At 60.5% G+C, this 23,030-nt stretch carries 21 protein-coding genes; 6 read left to right on the top strand and 15 right to left on the bottom strand.

Annotated elements, in window-relative coordinates; all coding sequences use genetic code 11:
- Positions 1-6: 6 nt before the first annotated feature.
- The gene (locus JFT91_RS07010) at positions 7-1,080 is read right to left on the bottom strand and encodes a fatty acid desaturase (RefSeq protein WP_201231912.1); all 1,074 of its coding nucleotides are present in this window, start codon (positions 1,078-1,080) and stop codon (positions 7-9) included.
- 100 nt (positions 1,081-1,180) lie between these two features.
- Here JFT91_RS07010 and JFT91_RS07005 point away from each other — a divergent pair, with 100 nt between their 5' ends.
- Positions 1,181-2,185, top strand: a complete 1,005-nt coding sequence (locus JFT91_RS07005; protein ID WP_201231911.1) for an AraC family transcriptional regulator — start codon at positions 1,181-1,183, stop codon at positions 2,183-2,185.
- Between the two features lie 108 nt (positions 2,186-2,293).
- On the opposite strand, the gene JFT91_RS07000 is transcribed toward JFT91_RS07005, so the two are convergent.
- Together JFT91_RS07000 and JFT91_RS06995 are read right to left on the bottom strand one after the other, a co-directional pair.
- Complete coding sequence (locus tag JFT91_RS07000; RefSeq protein WP_201231910.1) at positions 2,294-3,679, bottom strand: heavy metal sensor histidine kinase; 1,386 nt, start codon at positions 3,677-3,679, stop codon at positions 2,294-2,296.
- Complete coding sequence (locus JFT91_RS06995; RefSeq protein WP_201199597.1) at positions 3,669-4,349, bottom strand: heavy metal response regulator transcription factor; 681 nt, start codon at positions 4,347-4,349, stop codon at positions 3,669-3,671. Before JFT91_RS06995 ends, JFT91_RS07000 begins: the two co-directional genes overlap by 11 nt.
- A 136-nt stretch (positions 4,350-4,485) precedes the next feature.
- Between JFT91_RS06995 and JFT91_RS06990 the strand changes: the two genes are divergently transcribed.
- Positions 4,486-4,971, top strand: coding sequence for a GlcG/HbpS family heme-binding protein (locus JFT91_RS06990; protein WP_201199591.1), 486 nt, complete (start codon positions 4,486-4,488; stop codon positions 4,969-4,971).
- An 11-nt stretch (positions 4,972-4,982) separates the two neighbouring features.
- Entirely contained in the window at positions 4,983-5,393 is a 411-nt protein-coding gene (gene uraH / locus JFT91_RS06985; protein ID WP_201199589.1) for a hydroxyisourate hydrolase, read from the top strand.
- Positions 5,394-5,555: 162 nt separating this feature from the next.
- On the opposite strand, the gene JFT91_RS06980 is transcribed toward uraH, so the two are convergent.
- Positions 5,556-6,233 carry a Crp/Fnr family transcriptional regulator gene (locus JFT91_RS06980; RefSeq protein WP_201231909.1) on the bottom strand — a complete coding sequence of 226 codons (678 nt, stop codon included), beginning with the start codon at positions 6,231-6,233 and terminating at the stop codon, positions 5,556-5,558.
- Between the two features lie 83 nt (positions 6,234-6,316).
- Here JFT91_RS06980 and JFT91_RS06975 point away from each other — a divergent pair, with 83 nt between their 5' ends.
- Positions 6,317-6,841, top strand: a complete 525-nt coding sequence (locus tag JFT91_RS06975) for an Mpo1 family 2-hydroxy fatty acid dioxygenase (RefSeq protein WP_201231908.1) — start codon at positions 6,317-6,319, stop codon at positions 6,839-6,841.
- Between the two features lie 44 nt (positions 6,842-6,885).
- On the opposite strand, the gene JFT91_RS06970 is transcribed toward JFT91_RS06975, so the two are convergent.
- The 9 genes from JFT91_RS06970 to dibA all read right to left on the bottom strand — a co-directional run bounded on the left by JFT91_RS06970 (position 6,886) and on the right by dibA (position 17,656).
- Positions 6,886-9,096 (bottom strand): GMC family oxidoreductase, encoded by a 2,211-nt coding sequence (locus tag JFT91_RS06970; RefSeq protein ID WP_201199579.1) that lies wholly within the window; start codon positions 9,094-9,096, stop codon positions 6,886-6,888.
- A complete protein-coding gene (locus JFT91_RS06965; RefSeq protein ID WP_201199578.1) occupies positions 9,093-9,605 on the bottom strand; it encodes a sorbitol dehydrogenase in 513 nt (170 codons plus the stop codon). The genes JFT91_RS06970 and JFT91_RS06965 overlap by 4 nt, the downstream gene beginning before the upstream one ends.
- Positions 9,602-10,969, bottom strand: a complete 1,368-nt coding sequence (locus tag JFT91_RS06960) for a cytochrome C (protein ID WP_201199577.1) — start codon at positions 10,967-10,969, stop codon at positions 9,602-9,604. The genes JFT91_RS06965 and JFT91_RS06960 overlap by 4 nt, the downstream gene beginning before the upstream one ends.
- A 256-nt stretch (positions 10,970-11,225) precedes the next feature.
- Entirely contained in the window at positions 11,226-12,215 is a 990-nt protein-coding gene (locus tag JFT91_RS06955) for a sulfate/molybdate ABC transporter ATP-binding protein (RefSeq protein WP_115988479.1), read from the bottom strand.
- Between the two features lie 3 nt (positions 12,216-12,218).
- The gene (gene cysW / locus JFT91_RS06950) at positions 12,219-13,091 is read right to left on the bottom strand and encodes a sulfate ABC transporter permease subunit CysW (protein ID WP_108224225.1); all 873 of its coding nucleotides are present in this window, start codon (positions 13,089-13,091) and stop codon (positions 12,219-12,221) included.
- 12 nt (positions 13,092-13,103) lie between these two features.
- Complete coding sequence (gene cysT / locus JFT91_RS06945; RefSeq protein WP_007917680.1) at positions 13,104-13,922, bottom strand: sulfate ABC transporter permease subunit CysT; 819 nt, start codon at positions 13,920-13,922, stop codon at positions 13,104-13,106.
- 204 nt (positions 13,923-14,126) lie between these two features.
- Entirely contained in the window at positions 14,127-15,140 is a 1,014-nt protein-coding gene (locus tag JFT91_RS06940) for a sulfate ABC transporter substrate-binding protein (protein WP_201229765.1), read from the bottom strand.
- A gap of 133 nt (positions 15,141-15,273) precedes the next feature.
- Positions 15,274-15,456, bottom strand: a complete 183-nt coding sequence (gene oscA / locus JFT91_RS06935) for a sulfur starvation response protein OscA (protein WP_007917682.1) — start codon at positions 15,454-15,456, stop codon at positions 15,274-15,276.
- A gap of 280 nt (positions 15,457-15,736) precedes the next feature.
- Entirely contained in the window at positions 15,737-17,656 is a 1,920-nt protein-coding gene (gene dibA, locus JFT91_RS06930; RefSeq protein WP_201229764.1) for a phosphodiesterase DibA, read from the bottom strand.
- Positions 17,657-17,802: 146 nt separating this feature from the next.
- On the opposite strand from dibA, the gene desA reads away from it, so the two are divergent.
- Both desA and JFT91_RS06920 read left to right on the top strand, forming a co-directional pair.
- Entirely contained in the window at positions 17,803-18,987 is a 1,185-nt protein-coding gene (gene desA, locus JFT91_RS06925) for a delta-9 fatty acid desaturase DesA (RefSeq protein ID WP_201231907.1), read from the top strand.
- Between the two features lie 236 nt (positions 18,988-19,223).
- Positions 19,224-20,213 carry a GGDEF domain-containing protein gene (locus JFT91_RS06920; RefSeq protein WP_201231906.1) on the top strand — a complete coding sequence of 330 codons (990 nt, stop codon included), beginning with the start codon at positions 19,224-19,226 and terminating at the stop codon, positions 20,211-20,213.
- Between the two features lie 136 nt (positions 20,214-20,349).
- On the opposite strand, the gene JFT91_RS06915 is transcribed toward JFT91_RS06920, so the two are convergent.
- The gene (locus JFT91_RS06915; RefSeq protein WP_201229760.1) at positions 20,350-21,561 is read right to left on the bottom strand and encodes a response regulator; all 1,212 of its coding nucleotides are present in this window, start codon (positions 21,559-21,561) and stop codon (positions 20,350-20,352) included.
- 141 nt (positions 21,562-21,702) lie between these two features.
- Positions 21,703-22,980 (bottom strand): 4-aminobutyrate--2-oxoglutarate transaminase, encoded by a 1,278-nt coding sequence (gene gabT / locus JFT91_RS06910; protein WP_008080000.1) that lies wholly within the window; start codon positions 22,978-22,980, stop codon positions 21,703-21,705.
- Positions 22,981-23,030: the final 50 nt, after the last annotated feature.

The following is a 23,030-nucleotide window of genomic DNA, read 5'->3' as shown; positions in this document are numbered from 1 at the left end:
CAACCATCAAGCCCGGGCTGTACGCACCTCTTCACTCGCAACTTCATCCCGACGAACAAACCGGTTCGCCCGTCCAAACGTGCCGAAATCATTAAACCGCACCCCCATCTCACGCATCACCTTATGCGCCACCGGCACGGTCAGCTGACGAATGTAAAACGGTTCCTTCACCACAAAATGATGGATCCCGTGGCTGCTGCCAAAGTTGAAGCAGAACGCCTGCAACGGCCACAGCCACCATGGATTCAGCACCTGGCACTGCTGCAGCACATTGCCCGATTCGATGTCGCCGTAGTAATGCATGTTCGAGCTGATGAAATGCAGGCAGAAGGTGCGCAACACGTTCGGGCCGATGATCACCACAGCAGCGATGTCGATCACTTGCATCACCGCCAGCGTGGTCGCTGACCACTCGATCGGCGAGCCCAGCAGATGCGCAATGCCATTCGCTGCATGGAAACCGAGAAACACGTACCACGCGCCCCAATGCACCAGCGCCAGCGGCGCATAGACCTTCAACGTGCGCTTGATGATGCTGAACTTGTGCGCCCAGGTCTTGGCCCGGAGCATGCGGATGAACGCCGACATCACGTTGTCGCCGACCATCAGCAAACGTGCAAAACCCCAGGGTTCACCGTTGGTGATCGCGCGTTCTTCCATGTCGGTTTCCGTGCCGGAGACCTTGTGGTGATTGAGATGCAGATGGCGACGAATCCACGGGTTGATCGTGCTCGGCCGCGCTAGCCACACCAGGCCCATCATCAGGTTGTGCGGCACGCGCTGCTTGCGAAAATACATGCTGTGAATCAGGTCGTGTTCCAGCTCGTGGGTCAGCGAGGCGAAAAATGCGTTGAGCAACAAACACACCCACCAGGCCATGTGCCCGCTGATGTACAGCGCCGCTGAGCCAATCATGCCGATCAGGGCAACCGCCAGAATCCCCGCGCCCAACGCATCCTGATGCTTGAGAATCGGGTAGCGCTCGCGCAATTCGACGCCTTTGGCCAGCACCACTTCGCGAATATGCGCTGATCGCTGGGCCGCATTGTGTCGCTGGGGACTTGCAGAAGTACCGTCCATGCTTCCATCCTCGGGTTTATGATGTTCGCATCGTGCCCTGCAAGAGTTCGAATCGCGGTAGCCGAGAACGCCAACCTGTTGACCGGAAGCGCCAATCAGCATGAAGGAACCGACCTCCCTCGCCAGCTGGACCCGTGCCTTGCGCAAACAACTCGATGCGCTGGGGCTGGACAGCATTGCTTTGTGCCAACAGGCCGGGCTCGACCCGAACTTGATGGATGATCCCAACGCGCGCTATCCACTGTCCGGAACCACGCGTCTGTGGGAGATCGCCGTGCAGGTCAGTGGCGATCCGGCAATCGGGTTGCGCGTGTCGCGCTTCGTCAGCCCGACCACGTTCCATGCGCTCGGTTATGCACTGGTTGCCAGCGGCAGCCTGCGCGAAGTGTTCGAACGCATCGTGCGTTATCACCCGGTGGTCAGTGACGCGCTGCAACTGGAACTGAGCCGCAGCGACGACCGTTATCAATTCCGTCTGAAAATTCCGTCAGGCAATCCTGCACCGGCCTTCGAGGCCATCGACGCCTTCGCCGCCATCTACGTGCGCACCTGCCGCAATCGCCTCGGCCGCGATTACGCGCCACTGGCGGTTTATCTGCGCCGCCCGGAACCGACCGATGCGCACCAATGGCACAAGGTCTTCCGCGCCCCGGTGCATTTCGGTTGTGCCGAGGATCGCCTGGAGTTCGCCCTCGCCGACTTCGACAGCCACCTCGACGACGCCAACCCGGAACTCGCCGAACACAACGAAGCCGTGCTCAAACGCACCATGGCTCAGCTGCAACCGCTGACCTGGGAGCGCAAGGTGCGCGACGCCATTGAAGAACAATTGCCGGAAGGCGAGCCGAGTGCAGAACGGATTGCCCAGGCGTTGCACCTGAGTTTGCGCAGCTTGCAAAGGCATCTGGCGGATGAGGGTTGTCGCTTCGACACATTGCTCAATGAGAGCCGCGAGAATCTGGCGCTGTTGCACCTGCGCGATCCGCAGTGTTCGTTGAGTGAGGTCAGTTATTTGCTGGGGTTTGCCGATACCAGCAGTTTCAGCCGCGCGTTCAAGCGCTGGACGGGGATGACGCCGGGGCAGTTTCGCGATGGCTTGCGCTGATTGATCCCAACTCTGGGTCGTCAGATCCGGCGCCTTCGCGAGCAGGCTCGCTCCCACAGGGGAAACGCATTCCAAATGTGGGAGCGAGCCTGCTCGCGATGACGTCAGTCAGTTCACCGAGAAGCCCAACTCAAAAACAGTGCCGAGAGCATCACTGCTGACCCGCACCTGTCCGCCATGCAATTGCATGATCGACTGCACGATCGCCAGCCCCAATCCTCCGGAATCCCCGGGTTCAGCGCGGGCTGGATCGACGCGGTAGAAGCGGTCGAACAGTTTGCCCAGATGCTCGGGTGCGATGGCCGGGCCATGGTTGTGAATCTGCAACCAGCACAAGCCCGCTTCTTCGCGGCGCCGCAGGCTGATCGAAGTGCCGAGGTCAGCGTGGCGCACGGCGTTGGCCAGCAAGTTGCCGAGGGCGCGTTGCAGCAGTTGCTGATCGGCGCGGAGTTCGCCGTGCAGATGGTTTTCCAGGCGCAGGTCGCGGTCGTCGGCCAAGGCTTCGAAGTAATCACACAGCTCGCTGCCAACATCTTGCAGATCCAGCGTTTGCAAGTTGAGCGCTCGCTCGGCCTGTTCGGCGCGGGCGAGGAACATCAGGTTTTCCGCCATGCGTTTGAGGCGCTCGAACTCTTCCATGTTCGAGGCCAGCACTTCCTGATATTCCGCCGTGCTGCGCGGGTGATTCAGCGCCTGGCCGTTGCTGGCGAGCAAGGTGTGCAGCGGCGTGCGGATCTCATGGGCGAGGTCGGCGGAGAACTGCGAGAGGCGCTGCACGCTGTCGTCCAGACGCGCGAGCATGCCATTGAGCGCCTGCACCGGTTCAAGCAGTTCGGCGGGCGTGCCCGTCGCCGGCAAACGTTGATCGAGGCTGCGCAGGTCGATGCGGCGTACCGCTTCGCTCAATTGCCGTAACGGTTGCAGGCCTCGGCGCAGCAACAGCAAGCCCAAGGCAAACGCGAGCAGCGCACCGAGACCGACCGAGAGATACAGCCGCAAGCGATAGCTGCCGAGCATCTGCTCGCGCTCGCTCAGCACTTTGCCGGCGATCACCGTCAGCGGTTCGCCACTCGGCCCTTGCGCGTCACCGGACAACAGCGCCAGCTCGGCACCGTCCTGGGCTTGCCAGGTCAGCACGTCGCGGCGTTGCGGGGTTTGCTCACGCGCGATTGCGTTGAGCTTGGGCAGTTCGCGTTGACGCGGGTTGATGGCGATCACGCTCGAGCCGTCGGCACGTCGCACCAACAACAAGCTGTCGAGATTGCCGAGCATGTTCTGATACAGCCGTGGCCGCGCCTGCAAGGCGTCGAGGCTGTCGCTGTCGGCGAGCAAGGCGCGCACCTGCTCCAGTCGGCCAAGCAACGCGAGGTCGTCGCGGTAGGCGAGTTCAGAGGCGAGCGAGCGGTAGAGGAACACGCCGATCGCGCTCAAGACCAACGCGCAGACCAGTGCGAACGCCAGCGCCAGGCGCCAGGCGATCGACCTAGAGCGCATCGTCCGGCGCTTCCAGTTGATAACCGACGCCGCGCACGGTGTGGATCAGTTTCGGCATGTACGGGTCATCGACTTTCGCCCGCAGACGGCGCACCGCGACTTCGACCATGTTGGTGTCGCTGTCGAAATTCAGGTTCCACACCTGCGAAGCGATCAGCGTGCGCGACAATACTTCGCCCTGGCGGCTGGCGAGCAGTTGCAGCAGGGCGAATTCCTTGTTGGTCAGGGCAATGCGCTGGCCGCCGCGACTGACACGGCGGCGCAGCACGTCGATGTCCAGATCGGCGATGCTGTACGACTCGGCTTCGCGCATCGGCCCGCGTCGCAGCAATGTGCGCACGCGCGCGAGCAACTCGGCGAACGCGAAGGGTTTGAGCAAGTAATCGTCGGCACCCAGTTCGAGGCCACGCACGCGGTCTTCAATGGCGTCCTTGGCGGTCAGGAACAGCACCGGCGTGGCGCCACGCTGGCGGATCAGTTGCAGCAATTGCCAGCCATTGAGGCCGGGGAGCATCACGTCGAGGATGATCAGGTCGTATTCCTGCTGCTCGATGAAGTAACGTCCATCGAGGCCATTGAGTGCCACGTCCACGGCAAATCCCGACTCACCCAGGCCTTTGGCGAGGAAATTCGCGGTTTTGGCTTCATCTTCTACGACCAGCAAACGCATGGCACACCTCGATTGATCAAGCACACAGGCTAGGCGCCTTCGGCGGCGTTGCCCATTACAAACTTGTAATCAGACTGACGAAGTTCTGACGAAGACCGGCGGCTAAGGTGGCGACCTTCGCTTCTGGAGCCTGTCCATGACCGTCAAATACCTTGCAGCCAGCCTCGCCATCGGCCTCAGCGCCAGCGTTTTCGCTGCCCCCGAACTGCCGCGCCACGCTGACCTCGACCTGAAAACCGCGCAACTGCTGGCCAACACGGCACTGAGCAATTGCACCGGCACGGTGTCGGTTCTCGACCGTGGCGGCAACCTGTTGGTAACTCTGCGTGGCGATGGCGTCGGCCCGCACAACACCGCCGCCAGCCAGCGCAAGGCGTACACCGCGCTGTCGACAAAAACCGCCACTCGGTTGTTCGCCGAACGCGCTCGCAGCAACCCGGAAACCACCAATCTCAACACCCTCGACGAATTGCTGCTGCTCGGCGGCGGCATTCCGCTGTTCGCCGCCAACGAGTTGGTCGGCGCCATGGGCGTGGCCGGTTCCGGCGGCGGTGAGCAAGACGAAACCTGCGCGATCAAGGCTGCCGAGAAAACCGGCCTGACCACCACCCGTTCCCAATAAGGAGATTCACCATGAGTTCTTTGCGCATGACCTTTGCCGCGCTCGGCCTGAGCGCTTTCTCTAGTCTGGCCCTCGCCGCCGGCAACCCGTTGAGCGTGCACGTGCTCAATCTGGAAAACGGCCTGCCTTCGCCGGGCATCGACGTGACCCTGGAGAAACACGTCGGCCAGAACTGGCAGCCATTGGCCCAGGGCACGACCAATGAACAAGGGCGGATTGCCGAACTGTTCCCGGCCAAACAGCCTTTTGAAGCGGGTGAATACCGCGTGGTGTTCAAGACCGGCGAGTACTTCAAAAAGGTCAAGCACGACACGTTCTTCCCGGAAATCCCGGTGATTTTCGAAGTGAAGCAGACCGACCAGCACTACCACATCCCGCTGCTGCTCAGCCCATACGGCTTCTCGACCTATCGCGGTTCGTAAGCCCCACACAAATCCCCTGTAGGAGTGAGCCTTTGTGGCGAGGGGATTTATCCCCGTTGGGTCGCGGAGCGGCCCTGAAAACCGGGACTGCTGCGCACTCCAACGGGGATAAATCCCCTCGCCACAAGTATGGGTCCACACCGTGTGTTGGGTATGGTGCCGCTAGATCGTGGCCAGGGCGCGCAATCGTGTGGCGTCGAGGATCTCGATCTCGCCATACCCGAGACCGATAATCCCTTGCCCCTGCAAGTCCTTGAGAATCTGATTGGTGGTCTGCCGCGACAGCGACAGCATCGACGCCAGCTGTTCCTGTGGCAGTTGCAGCACCCGGCGCGGTGGATCGAGTTCGCCGTAGCCTTCGGCAATCATCAGCAGGCGATGCGCCAGGCGCGCCGGGGCCGGCAATAAACTCAACTGTTCAAGATTGATGAAGGCCAGGCGCAGCTTTTGGCTCATCAGCAAGGCCAGATGCCGCCAGTACAGCGGATGCGCGTCGAGCAATTTCAGCAGCGGCGCTTGCGGGATATTCAGTAGCAGGCACGGCCCCACCGCATAGGCATCATGGGTGCGCGGCTGGCCATCGAACAGGCAGATTTCGCCGAACCAGTGCGGTGCCTCGACCAGGCTCAGTAGCGCCTCCTTACCCTGCTCGCTCACCGCGCCAATGCGCACGGCACCATCAAGCACAGCGTACAGACCGCAAGGCGGATCGCCCCGCTGAAACAAGCGCTGCCCCGCCGTCAGCCGCCGATCCCGGGCCGCCGCGAGCAGACTATCCTGAAAAGATGCCGGCAGATGACTGAACCATTGCCCGGTCATCAACCGTGAACGCATATCCATGAACACTCCTCGATTGTCGCCTGCCTGACAGAGCGAACGCTGAACCCGGGGCATGATGCGATCACCCTACAGGAGGAACAACAATGAAAAGCCTCGTCGACCACCTCAGTCAATACGCCGCCTACCACCGTGACCCGCGCAACATCGCCAGCCACTTTATCGGCATTCCGCTGATTGTGGTGGCGGTCGCGGTGCTGTTGTCGCGCCCGCAATGGTCGTTGGGTGGATTGTGGATATCCCCTGCCGTGGTGCTGGCGCTGGCCTCGGCGTGGTTTTACCTGCGCCTGGAAGTGAAGCTTGGGGTGCTGATGACCGTGCTGATGGGCTTGTCGGTCTGGGCCGGGCAGGTCCTGGCGCAGCAAAGCACCCTGGTCTGGCTGAGCAGCGGCTTGGCGATGTTTGTGATCGGTTGGGTGATCCAGTTTGTCGGGCATCACTACGAGGGGCGCAAACCGGCGTTTGTCGATGATCTCAGCGGCTTGATCGTCGGGCCGCTGTTTGTCGTGGCGGAAGTGGCGTTCATGCTCGGTCTGCGCCAGGAATTGAAGCACGAGATTGAACTGCGCTCCGGCCCGGTAACCCTGCGCGAACACAAAACCGCGCATTGAAAAACCGCGCAAGGTGCGCGACTGCGCACCTTGCGCGGCATGCTTCACAGCGCGCCGAACGTCACCTGCACCGTCAGCGCGCCCTGATTGTCGGCGAGTCCGACGCCATATCGGCCCTCCAGATCGTCGTTGATACACAGCTGCAATTCGCCTTGCTGCCCCGCAGGAATCTGCGCCAGATCGCCAATCAGAAACGGCGCCCCGGTACTGCCGATCCGCCCGATCAACGCACCCTCGTTGGCGCCCGGCAAGGTGTAGCCGGGTTTGGCGATCAGGCCCGCGCTGCCGTTGCCGTCAACCATGCCGCCCGCCGGGCTGGCGAACCAGTGCCCACTGAGATAACGCACCAGGCGCGGACTCGGCCCGTTGATCTGCACGCCCGTGCCCTGCCAGGGCTGATTGGCCTGAACCTGCACCGTGGCGGTTTTCAGGTCGTTGGCCAAGGTGTCGCCGGCCTGAATCGACAACGCTGCGATGGTCAGGCTCGGGTTTGAAGTGCCGGTGCTGGGGAACACACCGTCGCCGACCAGGAACAGGTTTTTGTGATCCCAACTGCGCTGATCCTTGTTGACCACCGATTTCAACGGGTCATCGCCCATGCGGTAAGTGCCCATCAGGTGGCCGGCACCCTGGAAGCTGTAATCCACGCCTTTGTAGTTGAATTTCCCCGGCGGTAACGGCTTGGTCAACTCGGTGGCGCCGAGCAGCTCGGTGATGATGTGCGTGGCGAGGATCTTCGCCTGCCGGAAGCCCTCCTTGGTGTAGTCGGACAAGTCGTAGTGAATCTCCGGCCGCGGAATGCCCAAGCGATCCTTGTACTGCGTTGACGGCACGATGTAGCAATTGGCGTTATCCGGATCGTCCTCGACCTGTTCCACCAGAAAACCGATGCGGAACTGGCGAGTCAGCAAGTCGTTGAGTTTCTGCACCAGTGCCGTGCCGTACAACACTTGCTGCGGGCCCTTGGCGGGTGGCAGTGGATTGGTGGCGCTATCGTTGGCGCCATCGATCAGGTCGGCGACGGTGACGTAGGGATCGCCCACCGGCCAGTTGAAGCCTTCGTTGCCGATTTCGATTCGCCACGCCGCGCGCTGACTGCGAAAGGCGCCGTCGCGCAGGCTTTCAATGCCTGCCGTTGAAACCGGTCCGCGATAAGGGAACACCGCTTTGCCTTCCGGCATCAGGCCCCAGGCCAGATAGATCGGATGGTCCGCCAGGCTGCGTCCAACCTGACCGCTGCTGTTGGCCACGCCTTTGGGCCACGCGGGGCTGGTGGAATTGAGCAGCAGTTTCGGCGTCTCGATAGCATGGGCGGCGATCACATAACGCTGGCCGACTGCGACGCCGGTGCCGGTCGGCGGGCCGTCGCCGAGTTGATACTGGATGAACTCGATGCCGCTGATGGACTTGTCCGCCGCCACCGTGACTTTGCTTGCCACGGTTTTGTAGAGCACCCGCACATTGCCGGTGTTCAGCGCGTTGTTCATGGTCACCGTGGCGTCGTACTTGGCCTGAATCGGACAGATAGGTGTGCAGTTGGTATTGCCGGCGCACACGCGACGACCCGCGTAGGGTTGCGAATTGCGCCCGGCCGGTGTCGGGCTGACCACCAGTGGCAGGCCGTCGAACGATTTACCCTGAACCGCCGCAACAAAACTGCCATCGACCAGTGACAGCGGAATGCTGGTCATCGGGAATTGATAGCCATCCGGGAATGTCATGCCCAGATACGCCTGATCCGCCACATTGGCGGCCACGCCAATTTCCGCTTCGGCGCGGCAATACGCGCTTTGCAGATCGTTGTAACTGATCGGCCAATCGACACCGACGCCGTACAGCGACTTCAGACGGAAGTCGTTGGGCACCATGCGCAGACAGGTCGCCACCCAATGCCAGGTGGTGCCACCGCCGACCCGCTCATAGGTGCTGGTAAAGGCCAACGGGCCCTTTTGCACCAGGTAGCTGATTTCAGGGTTTTCCCAACCAAGGATCAAATCGGCGATGGTCGCGCGCGGCGCATTCTGCTCGGCCGGATTGCGCGGCGTGTCCAGCGTGCTGACCGGCGGATACGGCGATTCCGGGGTCTTCAAGGTCGCCGTGTAAAAGCGTTCCAGATACTGATTACGGTTGGCCGGAATCTCCGGCCCGGACTCCAGCACCAACACTTTCACCCCGGCCAGCCCCAACTGATAGGCGATGATGCTGCCGGCCAGACCGGCGCCGACGATCACCACATCTGCTTGTTCGCTACTCATGACGACGCTCCTTGTGGTCCGCTCGCGGGCACCCCGGTGAAGTCTTCAAGGCTGGGCGGCACTTCGTTCCAGTAACCGAAGAAAAATTCGCTGTAGCCCATGGGGTGCGCCTGGGCGATTTTCCATGCCCAGCTCTGGGTGTAAGCCTGATCGGAGACCACCATCTGATCCCCCGCCTTGTTGCTGCCGACGGTGTACGGCTGATACCAGACGCCCAGCAGCCAGAGCTTCATGATCGAACGGGCGGCTTGCGCCGTTTGCGTGGTGGCCGGTTGCGTGCCGTTCATCAACACCGCTTGGGCGATCTGATCCGGCGGCACTTTATCCGCCAGCAAGGTCGCGTATTGGGTTAGTAACGCCTGCAATACCGGGGGAGTGATGCGTGGCCCGATGAACGTCAGGAACTGAGTCGGCAGGTCGATCGGATCGACAGAGGGTGCAATGAACGTTAGCGGAATGCCGGTCAGGGCCGAAGACAGACCGGCAAAATTATCCAGATCGATGCTCATGGCTGACTCCTTGTCGCGCCAGTCGATTGCGCGCGTTCGAGCAAGTAGGTGAAGTCCGCGAAACTGGTGCGCGGCGACTCGGTGACATGGGTGGCGGCGTTGCCGTGGCAGGCGATGCAACTGGAGGACGCTTGCGGCACGGTGCCCTGGATGTAGGTTTCCAGCGTGGTATTGGCGAGGAACGCAGGCGCCGGTCGACCCAGAGGCTCGGTTTTCGAGATCTGGCACGGTGGCTGCGGCGTCAGTGTCGGCCATTGCGTGCTGATCAACTGATAGTTGGCCCACACGCTGTTCGGGTTCACCGTGCGCAACAGCGTCTGATAGGTGCTGTTGAGGGTTTTGGTGGCCGGGGTCAACGACGCTTCGCGCACGATCTGCGATGGCGTTGCCTTGACTGCCGGGTTCCACGGACGCGGCGGTGGCTGGTTGATTTCCGCCTGACTGTTAGCGTTGTAGAACAGATACGGGCCTTTGCGCTCGGCCACGGGGGTGGACTGCTCCGGCACGTTGTCGACGTGTTCGAAGGTCGACCAGACCCACTGCGGCGCACTGCTGGTCTTGTGCACGATGTGCAAGCCCACCAACCCGACCGGTTCGGCCTTGCACGACTCCGGCACTACCGGGCCTTTGCTCGGGTCGCTGTTGCCCGGCGTGTAGACCAGCGCATCGACGGTGTGGAATTTCTCTCGTCGGTCATTGCCGTCGAGGACTTTCCACGACGCCTTCACCATCAGCGATCCGACCTGGCGGGTGTCGTTGTTGCCGCAACTGAACGCCACCGTATTCTTCGGATCGGCCGCAAAGTACGCCTGCTGGCCCTGAATGCTGTACAGACCCTTGTTGACGATGTCGTCGAACATCGGCTGGTTGACGACGATTTCGTTGCGCGTATAAACGCCGCTCTGATCGACCAGCGGCCCGCTCTGGAACGGCTGGATAAACTCGTCGAGCACGTCCGGCACTTTGCCCATCTGTTGCAGCAAGCGCCCGGAACCCAAGCCTTCGCAGGCTTTCGGAATCGTCGCGGGCGCGTTCCAGGGATTCGGCGTCTGGCCGTTGGCGAGGAAAATCTGATAGCTCTCTTTCCAGTTCTCCCAGACCGTCGCACCGTCCTGTTGGCCGATCGGCGTGCCCGTATTCGGGGCGCCGTTTTCCAGCGCCGGCCAGTTCAAGGCGATAAACGTCTGCCACGACATATCGTCGAAATTCTGTTGCAGGCTGGTCAGGGAAAACGGCGGGGTCGCCGTGACATCGAAAGGTATTTGCGTTGACAGCGTGGGGTCGGCGTTGGCCAGTGGGCTGAGCATTGCGCCAAACAGCGCGCAACCGAGCCACGGCGCGGGCCGGTGGACTTCCGTTCTCATCGTTATCTCCTTGGCATCAGGGTCCAGGAGATACGCCGGTCCGTCATGGACTCTTCACTGCGCCTCCTGGCACAGCCTGGAGATTAGGCAAGGAACGCGTCACGGTTGGTGGGGCAGTTAGATCAAATCGAGTTAAGCCCAATAGCCACACAACACCCCCCCTGTAGGAGCTGTCGAGTGAAACGAGGCTGCGATCTTTTGACTTTAAAATCAAAAGATCGCAGCGTGCCGCAGCTCCTACAGGAGCTTTTTAGTTTCAGAGGCTGGCGACTTTCTGCCAGACCTTCGGTTTGAAGAACAGGGTCTCACCCTTGGCCAGGCCGATCAGACTGTCGTGGTCTTTCACCACTTCGGCTTCGATCAGATCGGTCTGCCCTTCCACCTTCAACGTCACCCGCGTGGTCGCGCCCAACGGGCGGATATCACGCACTTCAGCGGCGTGGTGATCTTCCAGTTCATGCCTGGACAACGACACTTCGTGCGGACGGAACAGCACGTGGTTGTCGTCACTCAGCAACAGTCGGTTCGAATCGCCGAGGAAGTGATAAACAAAATCGCTGGCCGGGTTTTCATAAACGTCGCCCGGCGAGCCGATCTGTTCGATCACGCCCTTGTTCATCACCACGATACGGTCGGCGACTTCCATCGCCTCTTCCTGGTCGTGGGTCACGAACACCGACGTCAGGTTGATGTCTTCGTGCAGACGGGCGAGCCAACGGCGCAGTTCTTTGCGCACCTTGGCGTCGAGGGCGCCGAACGGTTCATCCAGCAGCAACACTTTTGGCTCGACCGCCAAGGCACGGGCCAGAGCGATGCGCTGACGCTGACCACCGGAAAGCTGTTCCGGGTAACGATCCGACAGCCAGTCCAGTTGCACCATGTTCAGCAGTTCATGCACCTTGGTCGCGATCTGGCTTTCGCTCGGGCGCTGGTTTTTCGGTTTCATGCGCAAGCCGAACGCGACGTTGTCGAACACCGTCATGTGCCGAAACAAGGCGTAGTGCTGGAACACGAAACCGACGTTGCGATCACGCACGTCGTGACCGGAAACGTCTTCACCGTGAAAGACGATGTTGCCCTGATCCGGAGTTTCCAGACCGGCAATAATGCGCAGCAAGGTGGTTTTGCCGCAGCCCGAAGGGCCGAGCAACGCCACCAGCTCACCGCTGTGAATGTCCAGGCTGATGTTGTCCAGCGCCTTGAAGGCATTGAAATTCTTGCTGACGTTACGCACTTCGATCGACATGAATTATTCCTCCGCGGCGCTGGCGCGCAGGCGGTTGATACGGTTTTCGCTCCACTGCTTGAGCAGCAGGATGAAGAGCGCCAGGATCAGCAACAGGCTCGCCACGGCGAACGCGGCCACGTGGTTGTATTCGTTGTAGAGGATCTCGACGTGCAGCGGCAAGGTGTTGGTCACCCCGCGAATGTGCCCGGAAACCACCGACACCGCACCGAACTCACCCATGGCCCGCGCGGTACACAACACTACGCCATAGATCAGGCCCCACTTGATGTTGGGCACGGTGACGTGCCAGAACATCTGCCAGCCGTTGGCACCAAGCAGGCGCGCGGCCTCCTCTTCCTGCGTGCCTTGTTCCTGCATCAGCGGGATCAGCTCGCGGGCCACGAACGGCACGGTGACGAAAATCGTCGCCAGCACGATGCCCGGCAGGGCGAAGACGATCTGGATGTCGTGATCCTGCAGCCACGGCCCGAACAGGCCCTGGGCGCCAAACATCAGCACGTAGACCAGACCGGCGATCACCGGCGACACCGAAAACGGCAGGTCGATCAGCGTCACCAGCATGCTCTTGCCACGGAACGAGTATTTGCTCACGCACCATGCGGCGCTGACCCCGAACACCAGGTTCAGCGGCACCGAAATCAGCACGGCGAACACCGTGAGTTTCAGCGCGGACAGGGCATCCGGTTCAAAGATCGCGGTGAAGAATGCGCCGAGGCCATTCTTCAAACCCTGCGATACGACGATGAACAACGGCAACAGCAGAAACAGGAAAAACACCAGCCAGCCAAGACCGATCAGAACTCTGCGCGAGGTGGCGCTGCCACGGCGTGCAGCGTTGGCCGAAGAGGCGGCCGCAATAGACGATTGGGACATGTTCGCGCCTCCTTATGGGGTTTCGATGCGCCGCTGCAGCAAGTTGATCAGCAGCAACAGGACGAAGGAAACCACCAGCATCAGCACGCCGATGGCCGTGGCGCCGGTGTAATCGTATTGGTCGAGTTTGACCATGATCAGCAGCGGCAGAATTTCGGTTTTCATCGGCATGTTGCCGGCGATGAAAATCACCGAACCGTACTCACCGACTCCCCGTGCGAACGCCAGAGCAAAACCGGTCAGCCAGGCAGGCAACAGCGCCGGCACCAGAATATGGCGGAACACCTGCCATGGCTTCGCACCCAGGCACGCGGCGGCTTCTTCGACTTCGCGGGGAATGTCGGCCAGCACCGGTTGCACCGTGCGCACCACGAAAGGCAGGGTCACGAAGGTCAATGCGAGGGTGATACCCAGCGGGGTGTAGGCGATTTTGAAACCGAGGTCGGCGGCGAATTGCCCGACCAGACCAGCCGGCGCGTACAGCGCAGTCAGCGCAATACCGGCGACGGCCGTCGGCAAAGCGAACGGCAGATCGATCATCGCGTCGATGACCTTGCGCCCGGGGAAGGTGTAGCGCACCAGCACCCACGCCAGCAACGTACCGATGATGCCGTTGATGATCGCGGCGCACAGCGCAGTGCCGAAGCTCAGCTTCAATGCCGCCAGCACCCGCGGTGCGGAGATGATCGTCCAGAACTGATCCCAGGTGAGTTGGGCGGCGTGGACGAACATCGCCGCCAGCGGGATAAGCACAATCAGGCTGAGGTACACCAAGGTGTAGCCCAGCGTCAGCCCGAAGCCGGGTATGACGGGGGAGATACGACGCGACATAAAAGTCCTTGGTTAAAAACGCATCAATGTGGGAGCGAACCCTGTGGCGAGGGGATTTATCCCCGTTGGGCAGCGAAGCTGCCCCAAAACCATCACATGCGGTGTATATGGTTTTCCGCATTTGCCGATTTTGGGGCTACTGCGTAGCCCAACGCGGATAAATCCCCTCGCCACAAAAGCCCGCTCCCACAGTTTGTAGTCAGATTACTGCGCCTGATAAATCTGGTCGAACACGCCACCGTCGTTGAAGAATTTCGGCTGCGCGGTTTTCCAGCCGCCGAAGTCTTTGTCGATGGTCACCAGGTCCAGTTTCGGGAATTGCTGGGCGTACTTCGCCGCCACGTCCTTGTCACGCGGACGGTAGAAGTTCTTCGCGGCAATTTCCTGACCGGCCGGGCTGTACAGGTGTTTCAGATAGGCTTCGGCGATCTGCTCGTTGCCCTTCTTCTCGGCATTCTTGTCGACCACGGCCACTGGCGGCTCGGCGAGGATCGACAGCGAAGGTACAACGATGTCGAACTTGTCGGCGCCGCCATCTTCTTTCAGGGCCAGGAACGCTTCGTTTTCCCAGGCCAGCAACACGTCACCCTGACCGTTGTTGACGAAGGTGATGGTCGAGCCACGAGCACCGGTGTCCAGCACGGGCACATGCTTGAACAGGGTCTGTACGTATTCTTTGGCTTTGCCTTCGTCACCGCCGTTGGCTTTCAGGCCGTAGGCCCACGCGGCGAGGAAGTTCCAGCGCGCACCGCCGGAGGTTTTCGGGTTCGGGGTGATCACCGAGACGTCGTTCTTGACCAGATCGCCCCAGTCCTTGATGCCTTTCGGGTTGCCCTTGCGCACCAGGAACACAATGGTCGAGGTGTACGGCGTGCTCGCTTCCGGCAGACGCTTCTGCCAGTCGGCGGGCAGGGTCTTGCCGAGTTTGGCGATTTCGTCGATGTCGCCAGCCAGGGCCAGGGTCACGACGTCGGCGCGCAGACCGTCGATGACCGCACGGCCCTGCTTGCCCGAACCACCGTGGGATTGCTGGATTTTCACGGTGTCGCCGGCATGATCCTTCTGCCAGAACTTGATGAATTCGGCGTTGTAGTCCTGATACAGCTCGCGCGTCGGGTCATACGACACATTGAGCAGTTCGTAATCCTTGGCAACCGCGGAACCGGCAAACACAGCGCTGGCCAGCGCGGCCAAAGCGTAACGGCGAATCGACGACATGGTGAAAGCTCCTGGAATTCTGGTGGTGGCTTTTTCTTATGTATTTCGGAAATCGTGTTGCCGGTTCAAAGATCGCAGCCTTCGACAGCTCCTACATAAATCCCCCGTAGGAGCTGCCGCAGGCTGCGATCTTTTAGCCCGGTTGTTTGCCGGGTTGCTGCAAGCGGAATTTCTCTTTGCGTTCGATCTGCACGACTTGTGCGTTATGCACAGTGATCTCCACCGCGCCGAAACGCAGATCGCGCAAAGCGCTCTGGATTTCACGCAAGATGGTGCTTTCGTCCTGACCGTCAACGCTGCGAAGGGATGCGCTCATGGTGCTGCTCCTTTGAATGGGATATGCCTGGCAGTGGGCGGCACTGCGTTCGGCGTGGGAGCAATATAAAAGAGGCGCAGATATTCTTAAAAATACTATTTAAGAATGTTTATATAACCAGAAAACATTATGTGGTGGAGCAAGGGTTTGCGCGGACCCGGAAGCCGACAGATCACCCTGTGGTGAGGGGATTTATCGGCGATGGACTGCGTAGCAGTGCCGATTTTTGGGGCCGCTGCGCGCCCCATCGTGAATAAATCCCTTCGCCACAGGATCGGACTCAGCCGATAACCGGTGCGCGCGCCCAGTCAATCTCCAACGCCGGCACCGGTCGCCCAAACCAGTAGCCCTGCCCCAGATCACATGCCTGTTCCAGCAAAAACACCGCCTGCTCAGCCTGTTCGATCCCTTCGGCATGCACCTGCATGCCCATGCTCTGCGCCAGCGCGATGATCACCCGGACAATCGCCGCGTCATCCTCATCCCCCGGCAAGCCAGCGACAAATCCCTGGTCGATCTTCAACTTCTGCACCGGCAGCCGCTTGAGCCGCAGCAGCGACGAATAGCCTGTGCCGAAATCGTCGATTGCCAGACGAATGCCCAGCTCACGCAGGCGATGCATCTGCTCCAGCGCCACTTCCGGGTCATCCATCACCGCGCTTTCAGTGACTTCCAATTCCAGATACGCCGGATCCAGCCCAGTGTCGCGCAGCACTTGCGCCACCTGTTGATACAGCTCACGCCGCGCGAACAGTCGCGACGAAACATTCACCGCCACAAACGACAACACCACCCCGGCCTGCTGCCATCGGCACATTTGCAGGCAGGCTTGTTGCATCACCCAGGCATCGATTTCGGCGATCAACCCGGTGCGTTCGGCAATCGGGATGAACTCCGCCGGCGACACCAGGCCACGCTGCGGATGCTGCCAGCGCACCAAGGCTTCAACGCCGATCAGACGACTGGTTTTCAGGTCATGCACCGGTTGGTAATAGACCCGCAGTTCCTGCTGTTCCAGCGCGCGGCGCAGTTCGAAGGCGATTTCGACCCTCTGCTGGGCGTGCGCGGTAAGTTCTTCGGTGTACAAGGCGTAACCGTTGCGCCCGCTGCTTTTGGCCTTGAACAGCGCGGCATCGGCATTGCGCAACAGCTGCTCCGCGCTCAGTGCATCGCTGGGGAACAGACTGATGCCGATGCTGGCGTTGATGAACAATTCGTGGCCGTCGATGCCGAACGGCTCCTTGAGTGCATCGATAATGCGCTGAGCCAATGCCGCTGCTTGTCCGGGTTGTGGACAACTTTCAGAGAGTACCGCGAATTCATCGCCGCCGAGCCGCGCCAAGGTAATACCGGGGCCGAACAATGCCTGTAAGCGCGCCGCCACCGCTTTGAGCAGTCGATCACCAACGTTATGCCCGAGGCTGTCGTTGATCATCTTGAAGTGATCCAGATCGAGCATCAGCAACGCACAACCACGCTTATGAGTCTGCGCCGAAGCCAGCGCCTGTTCGGCACGGTCACTGAACAGCAGGCGATTGGGCAGATCGGTCAGCGGATCGTGATGGGCGAGGTGTTTGAGTTCGGACTCGGAGTCCTTGATCGCGCTGATGTCGGAGAACACCGCCACGTAGTGACTGATCCGGCCCTGATCATCGCGAATGACCCGGATGGTTTGCCACTGTGGATAAATCTCGCCGCTTTTGCGCCGGTTCCAGATCTCGCCGCTCCATTCGCCTTGCGCTTCCAGCGTGGCAAACATCGCCTGATAAAAACCCGGCGGATGGTGCCCGGACTTGAACAGGCTCGGTTGCTGGCCGAGTACCTCTTCGCGCTGGTAACCGGTGATCTCGATGAACGCGCGATTGACGTGCACGATCAGCCCCTGATGATTGGTGACCAGCACGCCCTCTCGCGTGCAATCGAACACCGCCGCAGCCTGACGCAAGCGCTCGCGGTCGGCGTGACGCTCGCGCAACCGCGCACCGATCCCGAGAAACTCGCACAAGCGTGCCCGCGCCAGAAAGATCAGCCCGGCGCTGATCGCCGCGAAGACGTAACCGTTGATCAGTTGCCATCGGGCAAGATCGACGGAGTCATCGAAGAAATTGTTTAATAAATGATCAGAACCTTGCAGCCACAGAGCGGCAAGCACGAGATAGAGCAGCGCTGCACGCAAGGCATCGCGATAAGTGGCAGACATTCGGCTGTCCATGTCCCTACAAAAAGGTTGGAATTATAGGTCAAGAAACATTCAGCGACTCTTATCTGAAAGGGCGACTGGTTTTATCTGTGTGCTTAGTGATAATGCAACGGCTGTTTTTATCTTTATCGAGGGCCCTATAGCCTATGTGGTACGAAGGTTTTCTTGGCTTGTCGGCCTGGTCACTGGTCGCAGTCACCCTGCTGATGACTCACGTGACAATTGTCGGCGTCACGGTCTATCTGCACCGTTACTCGGCCCATCGCTCGCTTGAGCTGAATGCTGGCCTGAAGCACTTTTTCCGATTCTGGCTGTGGCTGACCACGGCGCAGAACACCCGCGAGTGGACTGCCATCCACCGCAAACACCACGCCAAATGCGAAACCGAAGATGACCCGCACAGCCCGGTCATCAAAGGTCTTTCCACAGTACTGCGTACCGGCGCCGAGCTTTACCGTACCGAAGCCCAGAACCCGGAAACCCTGCGCATCTACGGCAAGAACTGCCCGGAAGACTGGATCGAACGCAACGTCTACAGTCGCTATCCGCTGTTGGGCGTCGCGATCATGGGCGTCATCGACCTGCTGCTGTTCGGCACCATCGGCATCACCATCTGGGCGATCCAGATGATGTGGATCCCGGTGTGGGCCGCCGGCGTGATCAACGGGCTGGGCCATGCCGTTGGCTACCGCAATTTCGAATGCCGCGACGCGGCGACCAATCTGGTGCCATGGGGCATCCTGATCGGCGGTGAAGAACTGCACAACAACCATCACACCTACCCTAACTCGGCCAAGCTGTCGGTGAAGAAGTGGGAGTTCGACCTCGGTTGGGCATGGATCAAAGTCTTCAGTTTTCTGCGTCTGGCCAAGGTGCAGCGTGTCGCGCCGATTGCCCACCGTGTGGAAGGCAAAGGCAGCCTGGACATGGACACCGCAATGGCGATCCTTAACAACCGCTTCCAGATCATGGCCCAGTACCGCAAGTTGGTGATCGGCCCACTGGTCAAGCAAGAGCTGGCCAAGGTCGATCATTCGGTGCGCCACCAGTTCCATCGGGCCAAACGCCTGCTGTCGCGGGAAACCAGCCTGCTGGAAGACCGTCATCACCTGCGCATCCAGAACATGCTCGAGCACAGCCAGGCGCTGAAGGTAATTTACGAAAAACGCCTCGCCCTGCAGCAGATCTGGGTCAAGACCAGCGCAAATGGCCACGACATGCTCGCGGCCATCAAAGAGTGGATTCACGAGGCCGAGGCCAGTGGCATCCAGTCCCTGCGCGATTTTGCTGACCAGTTGAAAACCTACTCGCTGCGCCCCGCCGCAGCCTGATTGTGTTGTATGAATCCCCTGTGGCGAGGGGATTTATCCCAGATCGGTAGCGTAGCTAGCGCAATTTTGACGACGCGTTCTCATTGTTGAAACGCGTCGCCACTACCACCCGGCAGAACCCCTCTGCCGCTGGGAACTTCGCTTCCATTCCCCTATCTCAAAGACACTTCGCCACCCCGGCGGGCTGTACTGTGGCTGTTGTCGAACTCCCGGCACGCCCTTTGAGACGAGTGCCGATGGTCAATAACAATCAAAAAGACTCATCCCTTGCGCAGTGGCCCGAGGCCGCGCAAACCCTCATGGCATTGATGCACGCCCAAGGCGAAGTCGCGCGGCTGAGCGAACGCGAACAGCTGTTCAGCTCGCTGCTGGTCAGCGTCAACGCCGTGCTTTGGGCCTTCAATTGGGAAACCCGCCAGGTGCTTTACGTCAGCCCTGCGTATGAACGAATTTTCGGCCGCTCTGCCGGGCTTTTACTCGCTGACCACAATCAGTGGCGCGACAGCATCTATCCCGATGACCTTGAATACGCCGAGCGCAGCCTCGCCGACGTCCTGCACAAAGGCGCGGTGGAAGATCGCGAATATCGGATCATCGCCGCTGATGGCTCGGTGCGCTGGCTCAGCGACAAATGCTTCATCAATCGTCAGGACGAACCGGGGCAACCGGTGATCATTGTCGGCATCGCCGAGGACATCACCGACAAGAAGCAGATGGAAACCGAACTGCATCGCCTGGCGACCACCGACGTACTGACCCAAAGCAGCAACCGTCGACACTTTTTCGAATGCGCCAATCGCGCGTTTGAAGAGGCGCGCCTGCAAGGCTTGCCACTGGCGTTTCTGTTGCTGGATATCGATGACTTCAAACTGATCAACGACAGCTACGGCCATCCCGAGGGTGACAACGTGCTGCAAAAAATCGCCGAGTGCGGGCGCGGTTCGTTACGCCGGGGCGATCTGTTCGGGCGGATTGGCGGGGAAGAGTTTGCCGCCGTGTTTCCAGGATGTGCGCCGGACATGGCCATGCAGGTGGCCGAGCGGCTGCAACAGGAGATTCAGCGTTTGAGTTTCAGCCATGACGCCCAGACGTTCGGCATCACCGTCAGCCAGGGTCTGACCAGCCTCACCGAGGCAGATGAAAACCTCGACAGCCTGTTCGCCCGTGCGGACGCGGCGATGTACGAGGCCAAGCGCCAGGGCAAGAACCGCATCATTTCTGCCTGACCCGTATCTCAGCTACACAGAAATCCATTGTAGGAGTGAGCCTGCTCGCGATAGCGGAGTGTCAAGCGAACCATTGTTGTCTGACACTCCGCTATCGCGAGCAGGCTCACTCCTACAGAGGTTTGTGTAAGTCAGGTTATTTGCGCATTCGTATCAACTCCGGCAAGCCGATCTTGAGCAGCCGTGCCGTGCGGCTCTTGGCCAGTTCCTCTATGCCTTCGCGCTCGGTCAGATGGGCCATCTGCGCCGCCATGTTCATCACCAGCGCCTCACGCGAATACACCCCGCCACCGAGCTGGTAGACCGCGGCAATCAACTCACGCAACTCCAGCGGCAAACGCCAGCGGGCTCGCAGCGCCGAACCATAGGCCGCGCCAAATTCTGCCAGTGCTTCGCCGACCTCCTCCAACTCATCCAGCTCTCCACCGGCCTGCTGCCATTCCTGTAAACAACGCAGCAATGCCAGATCACCGAGGCGATGCAGTATGCCCGCGCAATAGCAGCGCTCCTGATCGAGATCGAGCAAGCGCGCCAACGTGCGCGCATATTCAGCGGTGTGCAGCGACAGTCCCCAGTAACGCTCGGCATAGTCAGCCAGACACGGGTCGCTGAGCCTGGCACTGCGCTTGAGCGCCAGCCCCAGAATCAGGTTCATGCTCTGCCCGGTGCCCAAGCGCTGCAGTGCCTGTGCCAGGGTCTGCACCGGCGCGCCATGGTGTTGCGCGGCGCTATTGGCGGCGGCAATCAACACGGCCGTGATCTGCGGATCGGTGCGAATCTCTTCTTCCAGCAGCTTCAGGTCCAGCCCATTGGGATTCAGGCTGCGTTTGACTGCCACCTGCACATCAGTCATCAACGGCGCACCATCGGCCTGCTCACGGCGCCGCTCAAGAAACACCGACAAGGTCATGCCCGATGCCAGGGCCGGTACTTCGCAAAATACCTCTTCGCCAGCATTGAGCAGCAAACCCTGCAAGCGGTCGGTCAGGCTTTCCATGTTCAGCGGTTTGGCAAGGTAAGCGGTCGGCGCCAGCGGCAGGGCTTCGCGCACGCTGGCGCTGTCAGTGCGACTGCTCATCAAAATGAACGGCAGCGGCGGATTGCGTTTGCGCTGACGAACGCTGCGCAGCACGTTGAGACCATCGGTGCCGGGCAATTCCCAGTCAACGATCGCTAGGTCATAGGGCACGTCACGCAGCAGGTCCAAGGCCTGCTGGCCATCGGCACACAAATCGACACGAGCATCGCAACGCACGTTCAGCAACACTTGTTTGAGCAAGTCACGAGACCATGGATCAGCCTCGGCAATCAGCACTCGGGGTACGGCGGGTAATTCAACGGCAGTCATGCGCGCTCTCCCTTGCAATGCCTGAACCTTAGCCAATGCTGGCCATTCGATACAGCGCTAAAGCGCCCGATGTGTTTCAAGGGGCGTAAAAAAACCCGCCGAGGCGGGTTTTTTGTCGATCCGATCACACAGCGCCGGGCATTACAGCTCGGAGAAGCACTCTTCGATGATCGCCAGGCCTTTGTCCAGTTGCTCGTCCGGCGAAGTCAGCGGTACGAGTACGCGCAGCACGTTGCCGTAAGTGCCGCACGACAGCAGGATCAGGCCCTTGTCGCGCGCCTTGGCCACAACCGACGCTACTGCAGCAGCGTTTGGTTTGTGGCTGTCGCCGTTTTCAAACAGCTCGACCGCGATCATCGCGCCCAAGGCACGGACTTCGCCGATGACCGGGTACTTGGCCTGGATGGCTTTCAGGCCGGTTACCAGACGCTCGCCGACTGCCTTGCAGCGATCCAGCAGGTTTTCTTCTTCGAACACTTCCATCACGGCCAGGGCCGCGGCGCAAGCGATCGGGCTACCGGCGTAGGTGCCGCCCAGGCCGCCTGGAGCGATGGCGTCCATGTATTCGGCCTTGCCGCAAACACCGGCCAGCGGGAAGCCGCCAGCGATGGATTTGGCGAAGGTGGTCAGGTCGGCAGCAACGCCCATCTGTTCCATGGCGAAGAACGTACCGGTACGGCCAGCGCCGGTCTGTACTTCGTCAGCGATCAGCAGGATGCCGTGCTGGTCGCACAGCGCGCGCAGACGCTTCATGAATTCCTTCGGCGCGACGTAGAAACCACCTTCACCCTGTACCGGCTCGATGATGATCGCGGCGATGTCTTTCGGCTCGGCGTCGTTCTTGAAGATGCGTTCGATGGAAGCGATCGAGTCGTCGATGCTCACGCCGTGCAGTTCGTTCGGGTACAGCGCGCGGAAGATGCCGCCTGGCATCAGGCCCATGCCGGCCGAGTAAGGCACGACTTTACCGGTCAGGCCCAGGGTCATCATGGTGCGACCGTGGTAAGCGCCGGTGAAGGCGATCACGCCAGCGCGGCCAGTGGCGGCACGGGCGATTTTCACGGCGTTTTCTACGGCTTCGGAACCGGTGGTGACCAGCAGGGTTTTCTTGGCGAAATCACCCGGGATCTTGGCGTTGATCTTTTCGCACACTTCTACGTACGGCTCGTAGGCCAGAACCTGGAAGCAAGTGTGGGTCAGCTTGTTCAGCTGTTCGGTCACGGCGGCGATGATTTTCGGGTGTACGTGGCCGGTGTTCAGTACCGCGATACCGCCAGCGAAGTCGATGAACTCACGACCTTCAACGTCAGTCACGGTAGCGTTCTTCGCGGACTCGGCGAAGATCGGGTGAATCTGGCCGACGCCACGTGGTACAGCAGCGGTACGGCGGGCCATCAGTTCAGCGTTAGTCTTGCTCATTACAGTCCTCATTCGCCGCTCATCGGGCGGCGTGGTTCAAGGATTAAGCG

The organism is Pseudomonas sp. TH08, from assembly GCF_016651275.1.
In the GTDB taxonomy this organism is placed as follows: Bacteria; Pseudomonadota; Gammaproteobacteria; order Pseudomonadales; family Pseudomonadaceae; genus Aquipseudomonas.
Note: the sequence above shows the minus strand (reverse complement) of the source record. Positions and strands in the feature narration are given on the sequence as shown.